Source organism: Flavobacterium sp. YO12, from assembly GCF_004119495.1.
GTDB lineage: Bacteria > Bacteroidota > Bacteroidia > Flavobacteriales > Flavobacteriaceae > Flavobacterium.
Window position 1 is genome coordinate 1 of the sequence record NZ_NRQU01000078.1, and the last position, 19109, is coordinate 19109.

Here is a 19109-nt window from a genome sequence, read left to right on the forward strand (position 1 = left end):
TAACTGATAACAGATTACTTACAGATCAACTTTTTTTCAATACTTGTGCGGTTTTTCCTCGTTTCACTGCACTTTCTTTATTTTTCGACCTTTTTCCAACTCCTATTTTGAGGAGTTTTCAGTCTTAAAGGCACTTTACTGAAGAGAAATCAAAGCCTGAAAGCACCGCTTCCGCCCTTTTTAATCCCCGGGAGCCTGGTTTTTCTTCTGCGATTTCGTTTTTTCCTCATATTTTCTTCTGAAAACTGCCCCCATAGCCCCGATAGAAGTGAAAATCCTTTTTGCGGCAGGGTTTGCCGTAAAAAGATTGTAACGGATAGCGGGATTAAGCTCCTTATTAAAATTTTAAACTTAAAAGAACTTCAACTTCGCTCAGCCTGACATTACTATATAGATTATAAAATATTATGTCTTCGGTGCGCATAAGATACACAGCTGTGCGTCTCTACAGAAAATTGGAATTTGATTAATCCTATACATATATATGTGTAAAAAACAAACCCGACAAATTCTTAGAATTTGTCGGGTTTGTTTTCTAAAGCCAATTAGGAACTAGTCATACCGAATAGCTTTTACAGGAGAAATCTTTGTAATCAAATACGAAGGCACTATTAATACAAGAAAACAAACTGAAATCGTCAACAAGTTTAACAATACAATATATCCCCAATTTAAATACACCGGTGCCTGATTCACGTAATAGTTCTCTGGATTAAGCTGAACAACCCCGAACTGCTGCTGAATTAACAACAGGGCAATTCCAATTAAATTACCCCAAAACAATCCTCTAACTATTAAGTAAAACGCATTGTACAGAAAAACTCTTCGAACAACCCAGTTATTCGCACCTAAAGCTTTTAAAATTCCAATCATTTGTGTGCGCTCCAAAATAAGAACCAACAATGCTACAACCATATTTATAGTCGCCACCAAAATCATTATACCAAGAATGACAACTATGTTAAAATCGAACAACTGAAGCCAATCAAAAATATAACTATATTTATCTGTTATTGTTTTCGCATCTAAGTTTGGCGGTATTTGTTCATAGATTTGATTACCGGTTTCTTTAATTTTACTAAAATCTTTCACAAAAACTTCAAATGCTCCTATCTGGTTGGGCGACCATTTATTAATTCGCTGAATATGTCGAATATCTCCTAATATATAAGTAGCGTCAAAATCCTGAAATCCCGAAGTAAATATACCCACAATTTTAAATCGACGACTGTTTGGCAATTTTCCCTCTTCTTCTTTTATAAAAAAGGTATTAAAACTATCTCCTAATTTTAAATTAAGCCTGTTAGCCAAAAACTTCGAAATAATAACGTCTTCATTTATTTCTTTTGAAAAATCCGGCAAATGTCCTTCAACCAAATATTCTTTTAAGTTCTCCCATTTATAATCTGCTCCAACGCCTTTAAAAATAATTCCTTCAAAAGCATTTTCTGTTCTAATAATTCCAGCTTTACTGGCCACGGCTTGAATATGACTAACCTCCGGAACCGATTTAAAATTTGGATAAAAACTCTGAGTCTTTAAAATTGGGGTCAAGGTTGCTTCAGAGTTATTATTATCTAAATTAGAAATTATTATCTGCCCATTAAACATTGAAACTTTTTCACGTATCTTCTGCTGCAAACCAATTCCTGTCGCGACAGAAATAATCATCATGATCATTCCAATTGCAATAGCAGAAATAGCAATCTTAATAATAGGTGCCGATATACTGCTTTTATAATCTTTGGCAGTTATAAGTCTTTTGGCTATAAAATATTCTAAATTCAATTTATCAGTTCGTATTTAAACGTTTAATTTTTTTCTTATTCTAATTATTCAAAAATACGTTTAAAAAAACGAAAATGAATAATTCAAAAACACTAAACAACTTCCTACTCTTTACAGCGGAAGTTTTTTCTTCATTTCCTCTACAATATTGTAGGCCGCGGGACAAATAGCAACATTTTTTAATGTAAGATCTGAGATTTGATGAAACTTTTTACGATCTGTATGCGGAAATTCTCTACATGCTTTTGGTCGAACATCATATATCATACAATAATTTTCATTATCTAAAAAAGTACAGGGAACACTTTTCAAAACATAGTCTTTATCTTCATCAATTCGAAGGTATTGATCAATAAACTGCTGTGGCTTTTGTCTAAATGATTTTGAGATTCTTTCAATATCAGCCAAAGTAAATAAAGGCCCCGTTGTTTTACAACAATTAGCACACTGTAAACAATCCGTTTTTTTAAACTCTGCATCATGCAAATCCTGCATTACATAATCTAAATTCTTCGGCTGCTTCTTTTTAAGCTTATCGAAATACTTTTTGTTTTCGATATGCTTATCTTTGGCTAACTTATTTAAGTTATTTAAAATTTGTTTCAAGTTTAAAATTTAAAGTTGATCGGCAAAATTAAACAACTTTAAACTTGAAACCTCAAACTTTGAACTAAAATACAATGAAAGATCTTTTTGGGAAAGCGATCTACGATTTCCAAACCAATAATTCTCCGGAAGATATTATAACTGAAACTTCAATTTCTGAAGAAGACGAAATGAGCATTGAATATTTATTCCGTTCTTATAACGAAATGCCGAAATTAGAACAAAAAGCATTGCAATTAGCTTATGGAAAAACATTAGACGTAGGATGCGGTGCCGGAAGCCATAGTTTGTCATTACAAAATGACCGCAATTTAGATGTTACTTCCATCGATATTTCGGAAAAAGCAATTGAGACTTGCAAATTACGCGGATTAAGAAATGCTCATGTTCAAAATATTCTAGATTTTGAAGGAGAAAAATTTGACACGATTATTTTATTAATGAATGGAACCGGCATTTTTGGAAAATTAGAAAATTGCAACAATTACTTAAACAAGTTAAAATCGCTCTTAAATCCGTCTGGACAAATTTTACTTGACAGTTCAGATATTATATATATGTTTGACGAAGATGAAGACGGAGGAAAATGGATCCCTTCAAATAATGATTATTACGGAGAACTGACTTTTAATATATCTTATAAGGGAGAAAAAGAAGATACTTTTGACTGGCTGTACTTAGATTACAACACACTTCAAAATGCCGCCAATGCAAATGGACTAAAATGCGAATTAGTTTTGGAAGGAGATCATTACGACTATTTAGCTAAACTTACTCTATAACTTAAACGATTTTGACCAATGGAAAATTTAGATCTAGAAAAATTAAAATATCCTATAGGTAAATTTACAATTCCCGACACTTATACACCTGAATATATTTCTCATAAAATTGAGGAAATTGCAACTTTTCCCGAAAGATTAAAACAAGAAACGATTCATCTAAACGACGAACAACTGGATACGCCATATCGACCTGAAGGATGGACTGTTCGCCAAGTAATTCATCATTGTGCAGAAAGCCATATGAATTGCTATATTAGAATCAAATGGGCTTTAACAGAAAACAATCCTGTTATAAAAGCTTATGATGAAACGCTGTGGTCTGATCTGCCCGACAGCAAGACGATGCCTATCGAACCATCATTAAATTTACTGCAAGCATTACACTATAGATTGACCTATATCATGAAAAACTTATCGGAACTTGATCTTGAAAAATCCTTCATTCATCCTGAAAACAATTCTGAATATAGAATCAAGCAAATTATTGGAATGTATGCCTGGCACGGAAACCATCATTTAAATCATATCATAGCATTGAAAAAACACAAAAACTGGAATTAAGTAATTATTTACTTTTTCAATAGACAAAACAATAATCATTGTAAAGCAAAAAAAATCTCTTCATGCGAAGAGATTTTTCTATTTATGGTATATTTAGATACTTATGCGTTTGTAATGAAACTCTCCATTTTGGATTATTCATAACATAATCTACAATAAGAGGTGTCATTTCTTCTTTCTTACTCCATTCTGGCTGTAAAAACAAGATTGCATTATCATTTACCAGCTCAGCTTGTTCTTCTGCAAAAATAAAATCATGCTTATTATAAATAATCACCTTTAACTCATGAGCATTTTCATAAACATCTTGAGTTGGCAGTTTATTCTTTTTAGGCGAAAGACAAATCCAATCCCAAGTTCCTGATAACGGATACGCTCCAGAAGTTTCAATATGAACTCTAAGATTTTTCTCCTTCAGCTTACTCGTCAACAATGTCATATCCCAAGTCAAAGGCTCTCCACCAGTCACAACAACCGTGTTTGCATATGTAGAAGCATTATTAACAATTACATCAATACCTGTTGGCGGATGTAATTCTGCATTCCAACTTTCTTTTACATCACACCAATGACACCCAACATCACAACCTCCAATTCTAATGAAGTAAGCAGCAGTACCGGTATGAAATCCTTCTCCTTGAATGGTATAAAATTCTTCCATCAAAGGCAGCATTGCTCCTTTATTTACTTCTAATTGTATTTCTTTTGATAACATTATTCTAATTTAAAGTGCAAAGATAGTCAATTAAATACGGAACAAAAAAACCCGATAGTCCACTTTGAACTATCGGGTTTTATAAATTACTTTAAAGCTATATTATTTTAAAGCTTTCACTGATTGCGAAGCGTAAGCGTTTGCAGGATCTAAAACTAAAGTTTTATTGAAATATTCAACTGCTTTTACTTTATCAGTATTAGCATAACTTGCACCAATGCTGTTGTAAGCCTCAATCATTTTTTTCACTGTAGCAGGTTTTGCTAATTCATCAGCTCCTTTTGCAGTAGTTCTTGTGATATATTCTTCGTAGTTTTTGATAATTAAATCATCTTTCTCTAACAAGTTGTTGATTCTACCTTTATATAAGTAAGCTTCATCATAAGTTGGAGAAGCAACTAAAATTCTATCAAAAGCTTCTTCTGCTTTAGCTAATTGAGCTGCATCAGCTGCTCCATTAGTTTTATTTGCGTTTGCATAGTAAACTGAAATACCATAATAAACATTATCATCTAAATAATTTTTAGATTCTTTATTAAGAGCACCAAATTCAAAAATAGCTGCTGCTTGTGCAAATTGTTTTTTACCAAACAATCCTTTTCCTAATTCGTTTAGTTCTTCAACTACTAATGGCTCTAATTCAACTGCCTTTTTAATATCAGCAATACCAGCATCAAATGAAGCCTGATCTACTGCACCTTCAGCATTTGTTCCTTTTTTAATTTTAGACAAACCTAAATACATATAATCACTTCCAATAACTTTATTGGTAGGAACTTTAACGTAGTCTTCTAGAGATTTAATTGCCACTTCAACATTTCCGTTTTCATAAGCTGCATAACCTAAATATCTAAAAATTCTAGGATTAACTTTGTCTTCAGCGATCATTTTATTAGCAACAGTTTCTAAGCTTTTATAATCTTTTACCAAGATTAAGAAATCTGCGTGACGCATTTTAGAATCTAAAGAATAATCTGTTAAGCTTAAGTATTTCTCATAGTTTGTTATTGCATGCTGTAAGTTAACTTTTGCTGTAGAAGGTTTATTTCTTCCCCATTTGTAGTAAGTCTCTGCTAACTCTCTATAAACTGGACCATAATTTGGATTCAAAGCGATAACTTCATTAAAAGATTTAATCGCTTCATCGTATGATTTTGCTCCTTTTAATAAAACTCCTAATTGCATTTTAGCTCTCAAAAGTGTAGGATCTGCTGTAAAAGCATCACGGTAAGCTTTGTAAGCTTCATTTTGATTATTAGCTCCATAATAAGCATCACCAATAGCCAAAAGTGCACTTGCATTTTGAGGATCGATCAACAATGCTTTTTTCAAACTAGCAACAGCGTTTGTATAATCAGGATTAACTGAATTAGTATATGCTTTACCAATGTAGATAAACTCATCTACATCTTTACGTTTCATATCTTTAGTAGCCAATGTAAAATTAGCTTGAGCTCCAGCAGTATTTTTATTATCTAGTTCTAATTGCCCTAAACCAATATAGTTTAAGTTTTTCTTATCTGATGCTTCAATTCCTTTTGAATAATAAATTTTAGCAGAATCAGCAACTCCTTGATTTAAGTATACGTTTCCTAAAATGAAATCTGCTTCACCATCAGACGGTTTATCTTTGATAATTGATTTAAGCAATGATTTTGCTTTTTGAAATTGCTCAGCATCAACTGCCTTCTTAGCTTCTTTAACATCTTGCGCTTTTACAACAGAAGCTGATGCAACAAATGCAAGACTGAAAATTTTAAATTTATTCATCTTTAGTGTAATTAATTTATTCGTTATCTTTTAAAAGTTCATTTCTTATTTGAAGTTTTCTACCAGGTGTTTTTATCGGTAACAATCCTGATTTTAAAACTATTCGCTGTCCAATATCTCCGGCAATAAACGAACCAAAGCCCATTCCTAAGCCATTATATCCTTGACAGTTTATAATAAACAATTCACGTGCCAAAGGATACTTTACTTCCGCAAGATCATTTTGTGTTGGACTGTAATATTCATTACTGTTTAATCCTTTTACGCTTAAAACATTAATCTTTTTCACAATGTCAACCATACTTGGAGACGGCTGTGACAACCAATTAACTCCCACTACACCAATCATTCCGTCATTTTCAGAAACAAACTTAATTACTTCCTCATTTGTTTTGAATGAAAAAACGTTTTGTGAAGGAACATTTTTAACTTTAGCCAATTCTTTCATAAATCGAACTGTACTAGAATTTGGATTATCAAATACAAGACCTTTAATTCCTGTATTAGAATTACCCTGCATAAAATCAATTACCGTTTTCAACGCAATTAATGTATCATTATTGTTTTTGCTCTTAATAAAAGCGATTGCATCAGTTGCAAAAGGAGTTACACGAGGTTTTATTTTACTTTTTTCAAACCTTGCAAGTTCTTCTTGGGACAAATTTCTTGCCGTTACTGCAACTTTAGTTTTCTGATTTAACAAATCATTTATTACCTCTGCTTCAGATTCTGGCTTAACATTGATTTTAGCGCCATAATAAGTACCTTCAAAAACAGCCACCTGATCATCAACGATCGGCTTCACCGTTTCGTCAACTGCAATATCTAACGACCCTTTCAAAATTGTTTCTTTACCAGACTCATTCTTACTTTTTTGGTTGCACATGGCAAACAAAAAAACAAAAACCACCAGACCTAAAAACTTACTATATTTCAGCATAATTATTCTGCGTTTGAATTAATTAATCTTAAAAAACGTATTGCTGAATAAACGATAAGCAATCCGCCAAAAGCATATCTGTATTTTGGTTCCATGTCTAAAGGAAGTTTTTCCCAAAACATGATCATTAAACCAAGCACAAGATATATTAAAAAAAACAGTATTCCTAAAACAAGAAGAAATCGCTCTTTGAGCGATTTCTTCTGAATATTATTAAGCATATCTTTTAACATTATTCTGCAGATTGAATAGTAATAGGCAGAGAGTAAAGAACCCTAACTTTTTTACCATTTTGCTCGCCAGGAGTCCATTTTGGACATTTTTTAAGAACACGAATTGCTTCTGCTCCTGTACCGTAACCGATATCCCTTAAAACTTTAATGTCGGTTAATGAACCGTCTTTTTCAACTACAAAAGTAACGTAAACTTTACCTTTTAAACCTTCTTCTTCTGGAGTTTTATAATTGTTTCCTACGAATTTGTAGAATTTCTCCATTCCTCCAGGGAAATCAGGTTTTACTTCGATACCAGCTGTGTTATATACACTGTTATCTTCTTCTACTACCTGAGAAACTGGACCTTTACCTACTGGCTCATCAACAGTTAAAACTGCGTCTGGATCTCCTTTGATAGTTTCTGCTCCAACTTTTTTGTCTTTAAGTTCCTCAATTTTTGGAGGATCTTCAGTTACTTCATTCGCTTTAGCAACAACCGGCTTCACAAACTTAACCTGATCCACTTTTGGTGGTGGTGGTGGTGGTGGCGGTTCATTTGGTTTTACCTCTTCTTTTTTCTTAGGAGGTAATTTTACTGTTGCAATTTTAATATCTGTATTCGCATCTTCTGTACTAGAATCTGGCAAAAAGCTAGCAATAAGAGGAGCAGCAACAGCTAAACTGAAAATAACAGAACCTATGATAAGTGCTTTTACCGTAGTTTTACCGTTTGCTTTTCTTAGCTCATATGCACCATATATCTTATTACGTCCTTCGAATACGATATCAAGCCACTGATTTTTTATAATATCTAATTTCATTTTTCTTGATTATTAGGATGTTCAAACAAGACAACAATTATTGTTTATCTATCAATTTTGTTTCCTCTGGCGTAAACTCTGGAACAATAGCATAAGTATCAACTCCTGTAATAGCCATCTCATCTAACATATCAACCAAATTACGATAATTTGATTTTTTAGTTGGTTTGATGATTACTATAATTCCATTCTTAGGTTTTCCTAAAGCTGCAGAATAAGCTAATACTTCTTTCTTTTGCTTTAATAATTCTCTACGAATACCGTCTTTACCGTATGCAATATCTTTTGGACCAACTTTAGGAGTTGCCAATAATCCCATATAATAAACCATTTTATTGTTCTCACCTAACATTACTGTCATCGTACGATTTTCATCTACTTTAACAGGAGGTGTTTTATCATCCGGATCTTTATCTGGCAGAGACAAATCCATCGATTGAGGTTTTGACAACGATGTGGTTAACATAAAGAATGTGATCAATAAGAATGCCAAATCCACCATTGCCGTTAAATCGACTTTTGAATTCTGCTTTTTACTTCTTACTTTACCACCTTTTCCGCCACCACCGTCGCCGGTATTTAATTCAGCCATTTTAGTGTATCTTTTTTAATTAAAAGTCTTTTCCTCTCATACCTGTAACTAAGTTAAAGGAATTGATTTTTTGATCTTGTAAAATATCCATAATCTTTTTGATTTTAGGATACTCTTCTTTTGCATCTCCTTTAATTGCAATCTGCAATTCTTTATCATCAAGATCAATTGCAGCTCTTCTTGAAACAAGAAGCCACTCTTTTAATTGATTATCCAAAGAATCGATTGGAATTCCAGGTTGATTTGCTTTCGTTCTATCAGCAGCTTTCATGTCGATGATTTGCTTTAAACTTGCTAAAGGAACACCAAAGTCATCCATTAAAGCAAATTTCTCTTTATCATCTTCTGAAAAAGTCACGCCTAATTTTGCACCCATACCTTCAAGACTTCTTTTACGAAGCTCTCTTCCTTTGATATCAAAGAACACTTTGCTCTTTCCGTCTGCTCCTTTACCAATGGTAATAATTGCCAAATCAGAATCTGGTAATTTACTTTGTACAGTAGAAGAAGGCATATCAACAGGCAATGCTTCAGGCACCTTAGCAGTAGCGGTCAAAATAAAGAACGTAAGCAAAAGGAACGCAACATCACACATGGCAGTCATATCTGTCGATGATGACTTTTTTTTCATTTTTATTTTAGCCATTCTCTTTTATTTTATTGTGAAATAATTAATTGTAATTATAGTAATAATTAAAAACTAATTATTGCTTCAAGCTTCCTCTGAATTTTCTGTAAGTGTTTACGATTGTAGTACCTGCCTCATCGATAGAGTAAGTTAAATCGTCAATTTTAGCTGTAAAGAAGTTGTAAGAAACAATTGCAAAGATAGAAGTCGAGATACCTGTTGCAGTGTTGATAAGTGCCTCAGAGATACCTGTTGCAAGAGCAGCTTGATCTGGAGTTCCAGCAGAAGCTAACGCACCAAACGCTTTAATCATACCAGATACTGTTCCTAATAATCCTCCTAAAGTTCCTAATGATACTAAAGTAGAGATGATAGTCATGTTTTTCTCTAACATTGGCATTTCTAATGAAGTTGCCTCTTCGATTTCTTTGTGGATTACTTCTGAAGCTTCTTCGCTGTTGAATCCTTCTTTTTTAACATCTTGATATTTAATCAAAGCAGATTTAATTGCATTTGCAACTGAACCTTGTTGTTTGTCACATGAAGCGATAGCAGCCTCGATGTTTCCTTCTTTAATACTTCCTTGAACGCTTTTCATAAATTTATCTAAGTTAGCTTTTCCAGCTGCTTTACCGATAACAATGAATCTTTCAATAGAAAAAACAACAACCATTAAAAGCATACCTAATAATACTGGTACAATGAAACCTCCTTTGTATACCATACCTAGAGTATTGATTGGGTGACCTGTCTCTGGGTTACCTCCCTCGAAGTTAGCAGGGCTACCCATGATTACTTTCCAAATAAACACCCCAACTAAAATACACGCTACAATAATGATTCCAGTAATCATTCCTCCTCCGTTTGAAGTGCTTTCTTTTTTAACTTTAACGTTTGCCATTTTTTTTAATTTTAATAGTTTTAAATAATTTTTATTTTTTAGTTATATTTAACTTGTAGAGGAGCAAATTTATATTTTTAGTTTAAATAAAAAAACTTTTTTTAATTTTATTGAAGCAAATTTAACGTCAAAACAAAAAATATCGCATTAATTTGCAGGCATTGTTTTTATGATAAAACAAAAAAAAGGGCGAATTATAAAAAAATTACAACGTTTTAGTAAATATTCAAACATTCCTTTAAAATCTTCTTAAAAAACTGCGAAATTATTTTTTATGTACTTTTCAATCAAAAACCGCTTTTTCTTACTAAAAAAACCGCGTTTAAACTGTTAAAACACAAACAAAACCTTTATAATCATCTAAATTACAAATAAAAACATGAATAAAAAAGATAATTTCATTCAAGAAATAAATAGCGGTTATTCAGCAAAAGGCGATACAATCACACTTGGAGGCGCCATTTTAGACGGAGAAGCGATAGCAGAAGCTCATGTCAAGATCCCTTTAAAGACTTTAAACCGCCACGGACTAATTGCAGGTGCAACTGGAACAGGAAAAACTAAAACAATCCAGGTTTTCTCTGAACAGTTATCAAATGCTGGAATACCTGTTTTAATGATGGATATTAAAGGTGATTTCAGTGGTATTGCTAAAGAAGGAAAAGAAGAAGGTTTTATTACGGAACGTCATGCCAAAATAAATGTACCTTATAATGTAGCGGCATTTCCTGTTGAATTAATGTCATTATCTAAACAAGACGGAGTTCGTTTACGTGCTACGGTATCTGAATTTGGACCTGTTTTATTCTCAAGGATTTTAGATTTAAATGATACTCAGGCAGGCGTTGTCGCAGTAATCTTTAAATATTGCGATGATAACCAAATGCCTTTATTGGATTTAAAGGACATTAAAAAAGTAATCAATTATATCACGGAAGAGGGTAAAGATGAAATCGCAGCAAATTATGGCAAGATTTCAACGGCAACAACTGGAACAATTCTACGCAAGATAATTGAACTGGAACAACAAGGCGGTGATTTGTTTTTTGGGGAATTGTCTTTTGAGACTGACGATTTAATGCGAATAGATGAAAACGGTAAAGGTTACGTAAATATCATTCGTTTAACGGATATTCAGGATAAACCAAAATTGTTCTCGACTTTCATGTTAAGTCTTTTAGCTGAAATTTATCAAAAAATGCCAGAAAAAGGAGATTCAGAACAACCTGAATTAGTCATTTTTATCGATGAAGCACATTTAATTTTCAATGAAGCAAGCAAAGCACTTCTAGAACAAATCGAAACTATTGTAAAGTTAATTCGTTCTAAAGGTGTTGGTGTTTATTTTGTTACACAAAACCCAATGGACGTTCCAAGCGGAGTTTTGGCACAATTAGGATTAAAGATTCAGCATGCACTTAGGGCTTTTACAGCAAATGATCGCCAAGCGATAAAAAAGACTGCCGATAATTATCCAACTTCGGACTATTATAAAACGGATGAATTATTGACAAGTTTGGGAATTGGAGAGGCTTTAGTTACCGCTTTGAACGAAAAAGGTATTCCGACGCCGCTTGTTGCAACTATGATGCGCGCACCAATGAGCCGAATGGATATATTATCTGCGGAGGAAATCGAAGAAATAAACGCCAAATCTAAACTCGTTAAGAAATATAGTGAAGAAATTGACCGCGAAAGTGCTTATGAAATTCTAACCAAAAAAATTGAAGACGCAACTCAAGCTGCTGCCGAACAAGAAGAGCAAACACCAACAAAATCTTCAAAAGCAGGACCAAGCACTACAGAAGTAGTTACAAAATCTGTTTTGAAAGTTGTAACCAGTGCTACCTTTATAAGAGGTGTTTTTGGCGTTTTGAGTAAAATCTTTAAAAAGTAAAAATATTAAACCATATAAGTGATGTAAGTTCATTTAATTTATAGGTCGAACTCATTGAGTATATAAAAATCAAACCCGACAGGTTTTAAAAACCTGTCGGGTTTACTATATGTAATGCATTACATTAACTTATATCACTTATATGGTTTAAAAAATTATCCGTTTTGCAACAGCTCCAGAATTTTATTCTCAACCTCAGGAGTGTTCCAGATATTTTCGATATTATCGAGTTTTAAAACTTCTTCCATAATTCCGTTTTGGAAATCTCCTATTGCCAAAGCTTCAGCATAAGGGCGATCACTAAAAGTAACTCGGCTGTAAAGCGGAATCCATTTTTCTGGGTGTTTATCTGAAAAGACTTTTTCAATCTTCTTTTGCAATAAGAATTTTTCATCTGCCGTTTTGGTACTCATCTCCATGAAATTTCGGTATGAAAGTTCGGCAATGGCATCTGCATTTGGTTTTCTTGAAATTTGATATTCTGAGAAAATCTTTTTCCAGTCGTCTCCAAATTTTTCCATCATCTCATTCAAAACCGTAATATCCTCAAAACCAGCATTCATACCTTGTCCGTAAAACGGAACAATAGCGTGACAGGCATCTCCAATCAAAGCGATTTTATCTTCGTATGTCCACGGAAAACATTTCATGGTTACCAAAGTACTGGTTGGATTTTTAAAGAAATCATTTGCCAGTTCTGGAATTACTTCGATTGAATCTGGAAAGTTTTTCTCAAAGAAATCTTCTACCATTTTGCGATCTGTTAATGATGCAAATGAGTTTTCACCTTCAAAAGGCATAAATAAAGTACAAGTAAAACTTCCGTCAAGATTAGGAAGCGCAATCAACATATACTCGCCTCGCGGCCAAATATGAAAAGAATTTTTATCTAATTTGTGTGTTCCATCAGCATTTGCTGGAATATTCAATTCTTTATAACCCATATTTAAAAATTCTTGCGAATAATTAAACATGCTTTGACGCTGCATTCTGTGGCGGATTCTCGAAAAAGCACCATCGGCACCAAAAACCATATCATATTTTCGCTCTTCCCACTCGCCTCTTTCACTTTCGCCAATATGCAAAGTTGCATCACTCAGCGTTACATCCCATATTTTTTGCTCAAAATGAAATTCAGCTCCAGCATTTTCGGCCAAATCAATCATTTCGCGATTTAGTTTCCCTCTTGAGATCGAATAAATTGATTCGCCTTCTTGACCGTAATTCTGAAAATTGAGTTTATCAACCAAATGAATTGCACGTTTGTCCATCGGAATTGCAATTTCTCGAACTGCATCACCAACTCCTACTGCATCGAGCGCTTTCCAACCACGGTTAGACATTGCCAGATTAATAGAACGACCAGAGAAATTTATTTTGCGAATGTCAGGGCTTCGATCATAGACATGAACGGTGTGACCTGCTTTTTTAAGATAAATTGCCAACAGCGATCCAACAAGTCCAGAACCTACAACAGCAATTTTTAGTGAAGTTTGCATCAGGGAAAATCTAATATATAAGGCCGTAAAAATAAGTAATAATTGTACATAAGCTTTAAAATAAATGAATTATTTGCTCTCGCACTACTTGATAAGAGTTTTTAAAATCTTTTATTTAAAAAAAGTGAATCTATCCATTTGATTACGTCATTATAAAAACCTCATCTCCGATTGACTTTAAAAATATAACAAAATGTTATTTTACTTGATTTATTAGAAAAAATTAAACAATTACTTTAGCTCCTGCTTTTTAACATCAATCTTTTAAAATTAAAACCATGAACAGCGAAATCTTACAATCAGAGATTATTCTAGAAAACGAAAGAGTATTATTAATTCCGTTTGAGAATGAAAGAAACATCGAACTGAAAGAGATTATTTTTAATGATGAAATATGGAAATACATGGGAATGTATGTTAGAAATGATCAAGATTTCGAGAGTTACATTCGAAACACTTTAAAACAAAAGGCTGATGGAATTTGCTGCCCATTCCTTATTATAGATAAAGCTTCAAATAGAGTTGCTGGAAGTACACGTTACGGTTATTTAAATCACGTAAGCCAAAAATGTGAAATTGGCTGGACTTGGTACGGACCAGATTTTCAGGGAACTGGTTTAAACAAAGCCTGCAAATACGAACTGCTAAATTTTGGTTTTGAAGAAATTCAATTTAAAAGAATACAATTCAGCGCAGATCTAGAAAACGAAAAGTCACAAAGAGCTATCGAAAAACTAGGTGCTTTAAAAGAAGGCTTGTTTAGAAATAATTATATCGACTCTGAAGGAAACAGCAAAGACGATGTTTATTACAGTATTATTTTGGAGGAATGGAAAAATACTAAGCGTGATTATTTTGGGGAGTTTATTTAAATATATGGTAATAGAAAAAATCTTATTTTAGTCTTCGATTTTTAAGATGATAAATACCATATAGACAAATCCTAAAATGCAATTATACTCCGAACATTACGTAAGTCAAAAAGCTGAAAGGTTTGTCAATAAAGTTTGGTGTTTGGATAACAGCATCGGCGAAAGCCTGATCGAGAACAAACTTGTTTTACCAAACGGCTGTTTTAATCTTGCATTTGTAACTGGAAATGTAATTGAGGTTCACACTAGTAAAAACAAATACGAAATGAGCGAAGGAATTTACTTTTGCTCGCAAATGACCAATAAAGTTTTAGTTCATATTCAGCCCAAAACAAAAGTTACCATTGTTCAGCTTCATACTTGGGCGCTTTCGATGTTTCCAAAATATGATTTAACTAATTCTGCCGATTCTATTGTCAAAATTAATGCAGAAGAATTGCCTTTTGAAGTTAAAACAAACTTTGATATTGCCGCATTTTTAAAAATTTTAAATCTTTATTTTGAAGAATTAAATGCTTTGCATCCTAACAAAAATGCAATTGAAAAAATCTGCGAATTTGTAAAAAGTAAAGAAGAAGACATTTCGGTTTCGGAAATCAGTCAAGAGCTAAAATCTTCCCAGCGTTTATTACAAATTAAGTTTAAAACGGCAACCGGGCTTACTATTAAAAAATACATTCAGATTTTGAAGTTCCGAAAATCAGTAGATCAAATGATAAATATTGATGTACAAAAACTGAGTTTGACCGAAGTTGCACTTTATAATAAGTATTTTGATCAGTCGCATTTTATAAAAAAGTTTAAGGATGTAACGAAAACAACTCCAAAAATGTTTAAGCCTGATTCTTATTTTTTATCACAAAAAAGATAAGTTTTCGCATTTGTACAATTTTGTGAACTCGAGTTTGAATTATTTTTGCCAAATCATTAATCATCAATCAATCACAAAATGAAAATCAAACGCACTTTATTTCAATTAAAAATTCTTTTAGCTGGAATTTTACTTTTTCAAATCCAAATTGGGCTTGCCCAAGAAGATAAAACTTCGGGGTTGTACAAAACTATTATGTCAAAAGACAGTCTTTTGTTTAATGTTGGTTTTAATACTTGCGATGTAAAACAGTTTGAAAATCTTTATACTGAAGATTTTGAGTTTTATCACGATAAAGACAGCATTTCGGATAAGGCTCGTTTTTTAAAAACTTTTAAAAATGGCATCTGTTCCCCAACAAGAAAATACAATTATCGAAGAGAATTAATTGACGGAAGTACTGAGGTTTATCCGTTGTTTAAAAATGGCATTTTATATGGCGCTATACAAATGGGAACGCATCGCTTTTATGAATATACTGCAGGAAAACCAGAGCAAGCAGGTAGTTTTGCCAAATTCACACATCTTTGGCTGTTGAAAAACAAAGAATGGAAACTAGCAAGATCATTGAGTTATAACCATCAAATGACAAGCTCTACAGCAGGTAAAACTAATCTTTTTGACAATGAACAGGAAACTGAAAAATGGCTCAAAGAAAATAATATTCCAGCTTTAGGAATTGGAGTTATTACAGAGGGAAAACTGAAACAGATTAAGGTTTTTGGCGAACTTAAAAAAGATATTTCGGCACCTTATAATACCATTTGGAATGTTGCCTCTTTAACTAAACCTATCACTGCAATTGTAACTCTAAAATTAGTAAGTTCAGGTAAATGGGATTTAGATGAACCGCTTTATAAATATTGGACGGATCCTGATATTGCAAAAGATCCGAACACAAAACTTTTAACTACGAGAATTATCTTAAGCCATCGAACGGGTTTTCCGAATTGGAGATTTATGAACGAATCTGGCAAGCTGGATTTTAAATTTAAGCCCGGAACTAAATACCAATATTCTGGCGAAGGATTAGAATATTTACGAAAAGCTCTTGAAAAAAAGTTTCACAAAACACTAGATCAGTTAGCGGATGAATTACTATTTCAGCCTCTAAAAATGACAGACACGCAATTGGTTTGGAATGATAAAGTAGATCTTTCTAGATATGCTATTGGCTATGATAATAAAGGAAATGCTTACGAACCAACCCAAAACAAAACAGCAAATGCTGCCGATGATTTATTAACGACTATTGAAGATTATGGTAAATTTTTATGCAGCGTAATGAATAGTGAGGGTTTGAGTAAAAAGGTCTTTGACGACATGACTTCACATCAGGTTGAAACGAAGAAAAACAAATACTTCGGACTTGGTTTTGAAATCTACGATTTAGGAAATAATGATTATGCTTTATCACATGGCGGGGCTGACAAAGGTGTTCAGACTATTTTTATTTTGCTTCCAAAAACAAAACAGGGTTTAATCATTTTTACCAATGTTGATGATGGTTACAAAGTTTATGAGAAAATAGTAAATCATTATTTGGGTGAAAATGGTCAAAAAATAATTGATATCGAAACGAAGTAATGCTTTAATTCTAAAATGTTATGATCAAACTACTTATTCTTATAGTACTGCTGATAAGCAAAATCATATAATTAAAATTCTCTGGATGTAATTACCTCATCTGACCCTAAATGCTTTTTTTAAAAACGTAGAAACATCGATTTTCTGTCTAGAAAAAGAATCCAAACAGAAATACATTTCTTTTACATAAGCATGATATGTTCATTTCAATTAAGTGAAGCGCTTTTTATAAGAAACCAAAAGCTATGTGTTAAAATTAACTACACTCAAGAGATCAATTTAAATAAGTTCAAAATAATTAATGGTAGGTAAAACGAATTGTTAGTTAGGAGCATAAACCTCTAATAGCATCTTTATGTTTATGCTCAAAATTCGTCTTGATTTGAAATAAAATAAAAAAAATGATTGATGTTGAAACCAAAATCTAAATCAATCGTCTAACCTTTTAACGGCATCTGTTTTATTTGAAAAATGTTGTAACAAAAACACAACTTACTAAAATAAAACACGTTACAAAGTTTCAATCATCAATCAAAAACGAATTATTCATTAATCTTAATCCTTATCATTAATTATGAAACAATCAATCAAATCAATCGCAGTCTTTGCTTTGCTGCTTCTTTTTACAGTAAGCCTTTTTGCTCAGAATAAAGCACAGCAAATCGAGCAACTTTTAGCAAAATATAATGAGTACGGACAATTTAACGGTTCGGCTTTAGTAGCTGAAAACGGAAAAATAATCTTTAAGAAAGGTTTTGGTTCTGCGAATATGGAATGGAATATTCCAAATCAAACTGACACTAAATTTAGACTGGGTTCTATCAGTAAACAATTTACGGCACTTTTAATTGTAAAACTGGCCGAAGATGAAAAAATAAAACTAGATGTTCCTATTACAACGTATTTACCAGATTACCCAAAAGCAAACGGCGACAAAATAACAATTCATCAGTTGCTTACGCATACCTCTGGAATCCCAAATTATACATCGCTTCCTAATTTCTTTAAAGATAAAAGCCGAAATCCATATACTCCTGAAGAGTTTGTAAAAACGTTTTCTAGTCTTCCGCTTGATTTTACTCCTGGCGAAAAATTCAATTACAGTAATTCCGGCTATTTTTTATTGGGTTATATTATCGAGAAAATTTCAGGAAAAACATACGAGCAATATTTACAAGAAATCATTTTTACACCTTTAAAAATGGTTAATTCTGGTTACGATCACAGTGATATTATTTTAAAAAACAGGGCGGCTGGTTATGAAAAGCAAGGAAAAGCAATTAGAAATGCACCTTATATTGATATGAGTCTTCCGTACGCTGCCGGGTCGCTGTACTCAACTGTAGAAGATTTATTTTTATGGGATCAGGCTCTTTACACAAATAAACTGCTTACCCCAAAAAGCATGGAATCTTTATTTAAACCTTATATTAAAGCTTGGAATGGTTTTTACGGATACGGATGGTCTACTTATGAAGTGCCAAATGGAGAAAACAGTAAATTAAGCATTATTGAGCATGGCGGCGGAATTAACGGATTTAACACTATTATTTCGCGAATTCCTGCAGATAAAAATTTGGTTGTTTTATTGAATAATACGGGAGGAACTGCTTTGGGCGAAATGAATAAAGCTATTCGTGCTATTTTGTACAATCAGTCCTTTAATCAGCCTAAAAAATCACTGGCACTAGATTTATTAGATATTTATAATGAAAAGGGAGCTGCAAGTGGAACTGAAACTTATAAAAAACTAAAAAATGATCCTTCGTATGCTGTTAAAGAAGGCGACATGAACCAAGTTGGATATGAATTGTTACAATCTGGAAAAAAGAAAGAAGCGATAGAAGTTTTTAAAATCAATGCAGAAACTTTTCCAAAATCAGGAAATACTTATGATAGTTTAGGCGAAGCTTATTTAGCCGATGGCGATAAAAAAGCAGCCATTGCTAATTATAAAAAAGCGGTAGAGCTTGACCCAACAAACGAAAATGGAAAAAAGATATTAGCAGATCTTTTAAAATAATAGAATTATAAAAAAAATCTTCCCATAAAAACTGTTTT

General features: G+C 32.8%; 18 protein-coding genes. 7 read left to right on the forward strand and 11 right to left on the reverse strand.

Annotation, left to right across the window (positions count from 1 at the left end; all coding sequences use genetic code 11):
* Positions 1–552: 552 nt before the first annotated feature.
* Positions 553–1788, reverse strand: a complete 1236-nt coding sequence (locus tag BOW55_RS18345; RefSeq protein WP_129025682.1) for an ABC transporter permease — start codon at positions 1786–1788, stop codon at positions 553–555.
* Positions 1789–1899: 111 nt separating this feature from the next.
* Positions 1900–2394 carry a YkgJ family cysteine cluster protein gene (locus BOW55_RS18350; protein ID WP_089054237.1) on the reverse strand — a complete coding sequence of 165 codons (495 nt, stop codon included), beginning with the start codon at positions 2392–2394 and terminating at the stop codon, positions 1900–1902.
* 74 nt (positions 2395–2468) lie between these two features.
* On the opposite strand from BOW55_RS18350, the gene BOW55_RS18355 reads away from it, so the two are divergent.
* A complete protein-coding gene (locus BOW55_RS18355; RefSeq protein ID WP_129025684.1) occupies positions 2469–3176 on the forward strand; it encodes a bifunctional 2-polyprenyl-6-hydroxyphenol methylase/3-demethylubiquinol 3-O-methyltransferase UbiG in 708 nt (235 codons plus the stop codon).
* An 18-nt stretch (positions 3177–3194) separates the two neighbouring features.
* A complete protein-coding gene (locus tag BOW55_RS18360) occupies positions 3195–3740 on the forward strand; it encodes a YfiT family bacillithiol transferase (protein ID WP_129025686.1) in 546 nt (181 codons plus the stop codon).
* A gap of 82 nt (positions 3741–3822) precedes the next feature.
* Here the strand turns inward: BOW55_RS18360 and BOW55_RS18365 are convergent, their stop codons facing one another.
* From BOW55_RS18365 to BOW55_RS18400, 8 genes are all read right to left on the reverse strand, one after another.
* Complete coding sequence (locus BOW55_RS18365; protein WP_129025688.1) at positions 3823–4455, reverse strand: 7-carboxy-7-deazaguanine synthase QueE; 633 nt, start codon at positions 4453–4455, stop codon at positions 3823–3825.
* Between the two features lie 102 nt (positions 4456–4557).
* Positions 4558–6225 (reverse strand): tetratricopeptide repeat protein, encoded by a 1668-nt coding sequence (locus BOW55_RS18370; protein WP_129025690.1) that lies wholly within the window; start codon positions 6223–6225, stop codon positions 4558–4560.
* 16 nt (positions 6226–6241) lie between these two features.
* On the reverse strand, positions 6242–7165 hold the full coding sequence (locus BOW55_RS18375) for a PstS family phosphate ABC transporter substrate-binding protein (RefSeq protein ID WP_129025692.1): 924 nt from the start codon (positions 7163–7165) through the stop codon (positions 6242–6244).
* 2 nt (positions 7166–7167) lie between these two features.
* Complete coding sequence (locus BOW55_RS18380) at positions 7168–7398, reverse strand: hypothetical protein (protein WP_089054243.1); 231 nt, start codon at positions 7396–7398, stop codon at positions 7168–7170.
* On the reverse strand, positions 7398–8201 hold the full coding sequence (locus tag BOW55_RS18385; protein ID WP_089054244.1) for an energy transducer TonB: 804 nt from the start codon (positions 8199–8201) through the stop codon (positions 7398–7400). Before BOW55_RS18385 ends, BOW55_RS18380 begins: the two co-directional genes overlap by 1 nt.
* 37 nt (positions 8202–8238) lie before the next feature.
* The gene (locus tag BOW55_RS18390; RefSeq protein WP_089054245.1) at positions 8239–8793 is read right to left on the reverse strand and encodes a biopolymer transporter ExbD; all 555 of its coding nucleotides are present in this window, start codon (positions 8791–8793) and stop codon (positions 8239–8241) included.
* A 19-nt stretch (positions 8794–8812) separates the two neighbouring features.
* Positions 8813–9439 carry a biopolymer transporter ExbD gene (locus BOW55_RS18395; protein WP_089054246.1) on the reverse strand — a complete coding sequence of 209 codons (627 nt, stop codon included), beginning with the start codon at positions 9437–9439 and terminating at the stop codon, positions 8813–8815.
* Positions 9440–9497: 58 nt separating this feature from the next.
* Positions 9498–10322: a MotA/TolQ/ExbB proton channel family protein gene (locus tag BOW55_RS18400; protein ID WP_089054247.1), complete on the reverse strand. Its 825-nt coding sequence runs from the start codon at positions 10320–10322 to the stop codon at positions 9498–9500.
* A 379-nt stretch (positions 10323–10701) separates the two neighbouring features.
* Here BOW55_RS18400 and BOW55_RS18405 point away from each other — a divergent pair, with 379 nt between their 5' ends.
* A complete protein-coding gene (locus tag BOW55_RS18405) occupies positions 10702–12219 on the forward strand; it encodes a helicase HerA-like domain-containing protein (protein ID WP_129025694.1) in 1518 nt (505 codons plus the stop codon).
* Positions 12220–12374: 155 nt separating this feature from the next.
* On the opposite strand, the gene BOW55_RS18410 is transcribed toward BOW55_RS18405, so the two are convergent.
* Positions 12375–13718 carry an NAD(P)/FAD-dependent oxidoreductase gene (locus BOW55_RS18410; RefSeq protein WP_129025696.1) on the reverse strand — a complete coding sequence of 448 codons (1344 nt, stop codon included), beginning with the start codon at positions 13716–13718 and terminating at the stop codon, positions 12375–12377.
* A gap of 278 nt (positions 13719–13996) precedes the next feature.
* Here BOW55_RS18410 and BOW55_RS18415 point away from each other — a divergent pair, with 278 nt between their 5' ends.
* The 4 genes from BOW55_RS18415 (at position 13997) to BOW55_RS18430 (ending at position 19071) form a co-directional block, all read left to right on the forward strand.
* Positions 13997–14590: a GNAT family N-acetyltransferase gene (locus BOW55_RS18415; RefSeq protein ID WP_129025698.1), complete on the forward strand. Its 594-nt coding sequence runs from the start codon at positions 13997–13999 to the stop codon at positions 14588–14590.
* A 76-nt stretch (positions 14591–14666) separates the two neighbouring features.
* Complete coding sequence (locus BOW55_RS18420) at positions 14667–15461, forward strand: AraC family transcriptional regulator (protein WP_129025700.1); 795 nt, start codon at positions 14667–14669, stop codon at positions 15459–15461.
* Between the two features lie 78 nt (positions 15462–15539).
* Complete coding sequence (locus tag BOW55_RS18425) at positions 15540–17048, forward strand: serine hydrolase (RefSeq protein ID WP_129025702.1); 1509 nt, start codon at positions 15540–15542, stop codon at positions 17046–17048.
* 574 nt (positions 17049–17622) lie between these two features.
* Positions 17623–19071 (forward strand): serine hydrolase domain-containing protein, encoded by a 1449-nt coding sequence (locus BOW55_RS18430; RefSeq protein WP_129025704.1) that lies wholly within the window; start codon positions 17623–17625, stop codon positions 19069–19071.
* Positions 19072–19109: the final 38 nt, after the last annotated feature.

What these genes read in the sequence shown, in the direction of transcription:
- BOW55_RS18370 (WP_129025690.1), bottom strand. Translation starts at nt 6,225, where the DNA reads ATGAATAAATTTAAAATTTTCAGTCTTGCATTTGTTGCATCAGCTTCT.
- BOW55_RS18420 (WP_129025700.1), top strand. Translation starts at nt 14,667, where the DNA reads ATGCAATTATACTCCGAACATTACGTAAGTCAAAAAGCTGAAAGGTTT.
- BOW55_RS18430 (WP_129025704.1), top strand. Translation starts at nt 17,623, where the DNA reads ATGAAACAATCAATCAAATCAATCGCAGTCTTTGCTTTGCTGCTTCTT.
- BOW55_RS18400 (WP_089054247.1), bottom strand. Translation starts at nt 10,322, where the DNA reads ATGGCAAACGTTAAAGTTAAAAAAGAAAGCACTTCAAACGGAGGAGGA.
- BOW55_RS18410 (WP_129025696.1), bottom strand. Translation starts at nt 13,718, where the DNA reads ATGCAAACTTCACTAAAAATTGCTGTTGTAGGTTCTGGACTTGTTGGA.
- BOW55_RS18385 (WP_089054244.1), bottom strand. Translation starts at nt 8,201, where the DNA reads ATGAAATTAGATATTATAAAAAATCAGTGGCTTGATATCGTATTCGAA.
- BOW55_RS18380 (WP_089054243.1), bottom strand. Translation starts at nt 7,398, where the DNA reads ATGTTAAAAGATATGCTTAATAATATTCAGAAGAAATCGCTCAAAGAG.
- BOW55_RS18415 (WP_129025698.1), top strand. Translation starts at nt 13,997, where the DNA reads ATGAACAGCGAAATCTTACAATCAGAGATTATTCTAGAAAACGAAAGA.
- BOW55_RS18405 (WP_129025694.1), top strand. Translation starts at nt 10,702, where the DNA reads ATGAATAAAAAAGATAATTTCATTCAAGAAATAAATAGCGGTTATTCA.
- BOW55_RS18390 (WP_089054245.1), bottom strand. Translation starts at nt 8,793, where the DNA reads ATGGCTGAATTAAATACCGGCGACGGTGGTGGCGGAAAAGGTGGTAAA.
- BOW55_RS18355 (WP_129025684.1), top strand. Translation starts at nt 2,469, where the DNA reads ATGAAAGATCTTTTTGGGAAAGCGATCTACGATTTCCAAACCAATAAT.
- BOW55_RS18395 (WP_089054246.1), bottom strand. Translation starts at nt 9,439, where the DNA reads ATGGCTAAAATAAAAATGAAAAAAAAGTCATCATCGACAGATATGACT.
- BOW55_RS18425 (WP_129025702.1), top strand. Translation starts at nt 15,540, where the DNA reads ATGAAAATCAAACGCACTTTATTTCAATTAAAAATTCTTTTAGCTGGA.
- BOW55_RS18360 (WP_129025686.1), top strand. Translation starts at nt 3,195, where the DNA reads ATGGAAAATTTAGATCTAGAAAAATTAAAATATCCTATAGGTAAATTT.
- BOW55_RS18365 (WP_129025688.1), bottom strand. Translation starts at nt 4,455, where the DNA reads ATGTTATCAAAAGAAATACAATTAGAAGTAAATAAAGGAGCAATGCTG.
- BOW55_RS18375 (WP_129025692.1), bottom strand. Translation starts at nt 7,165, where the DNA reads ATGCTGAAATATAGTAAGTTTTTAGGTCTGGTGGTTTTTGTTTTTTTG.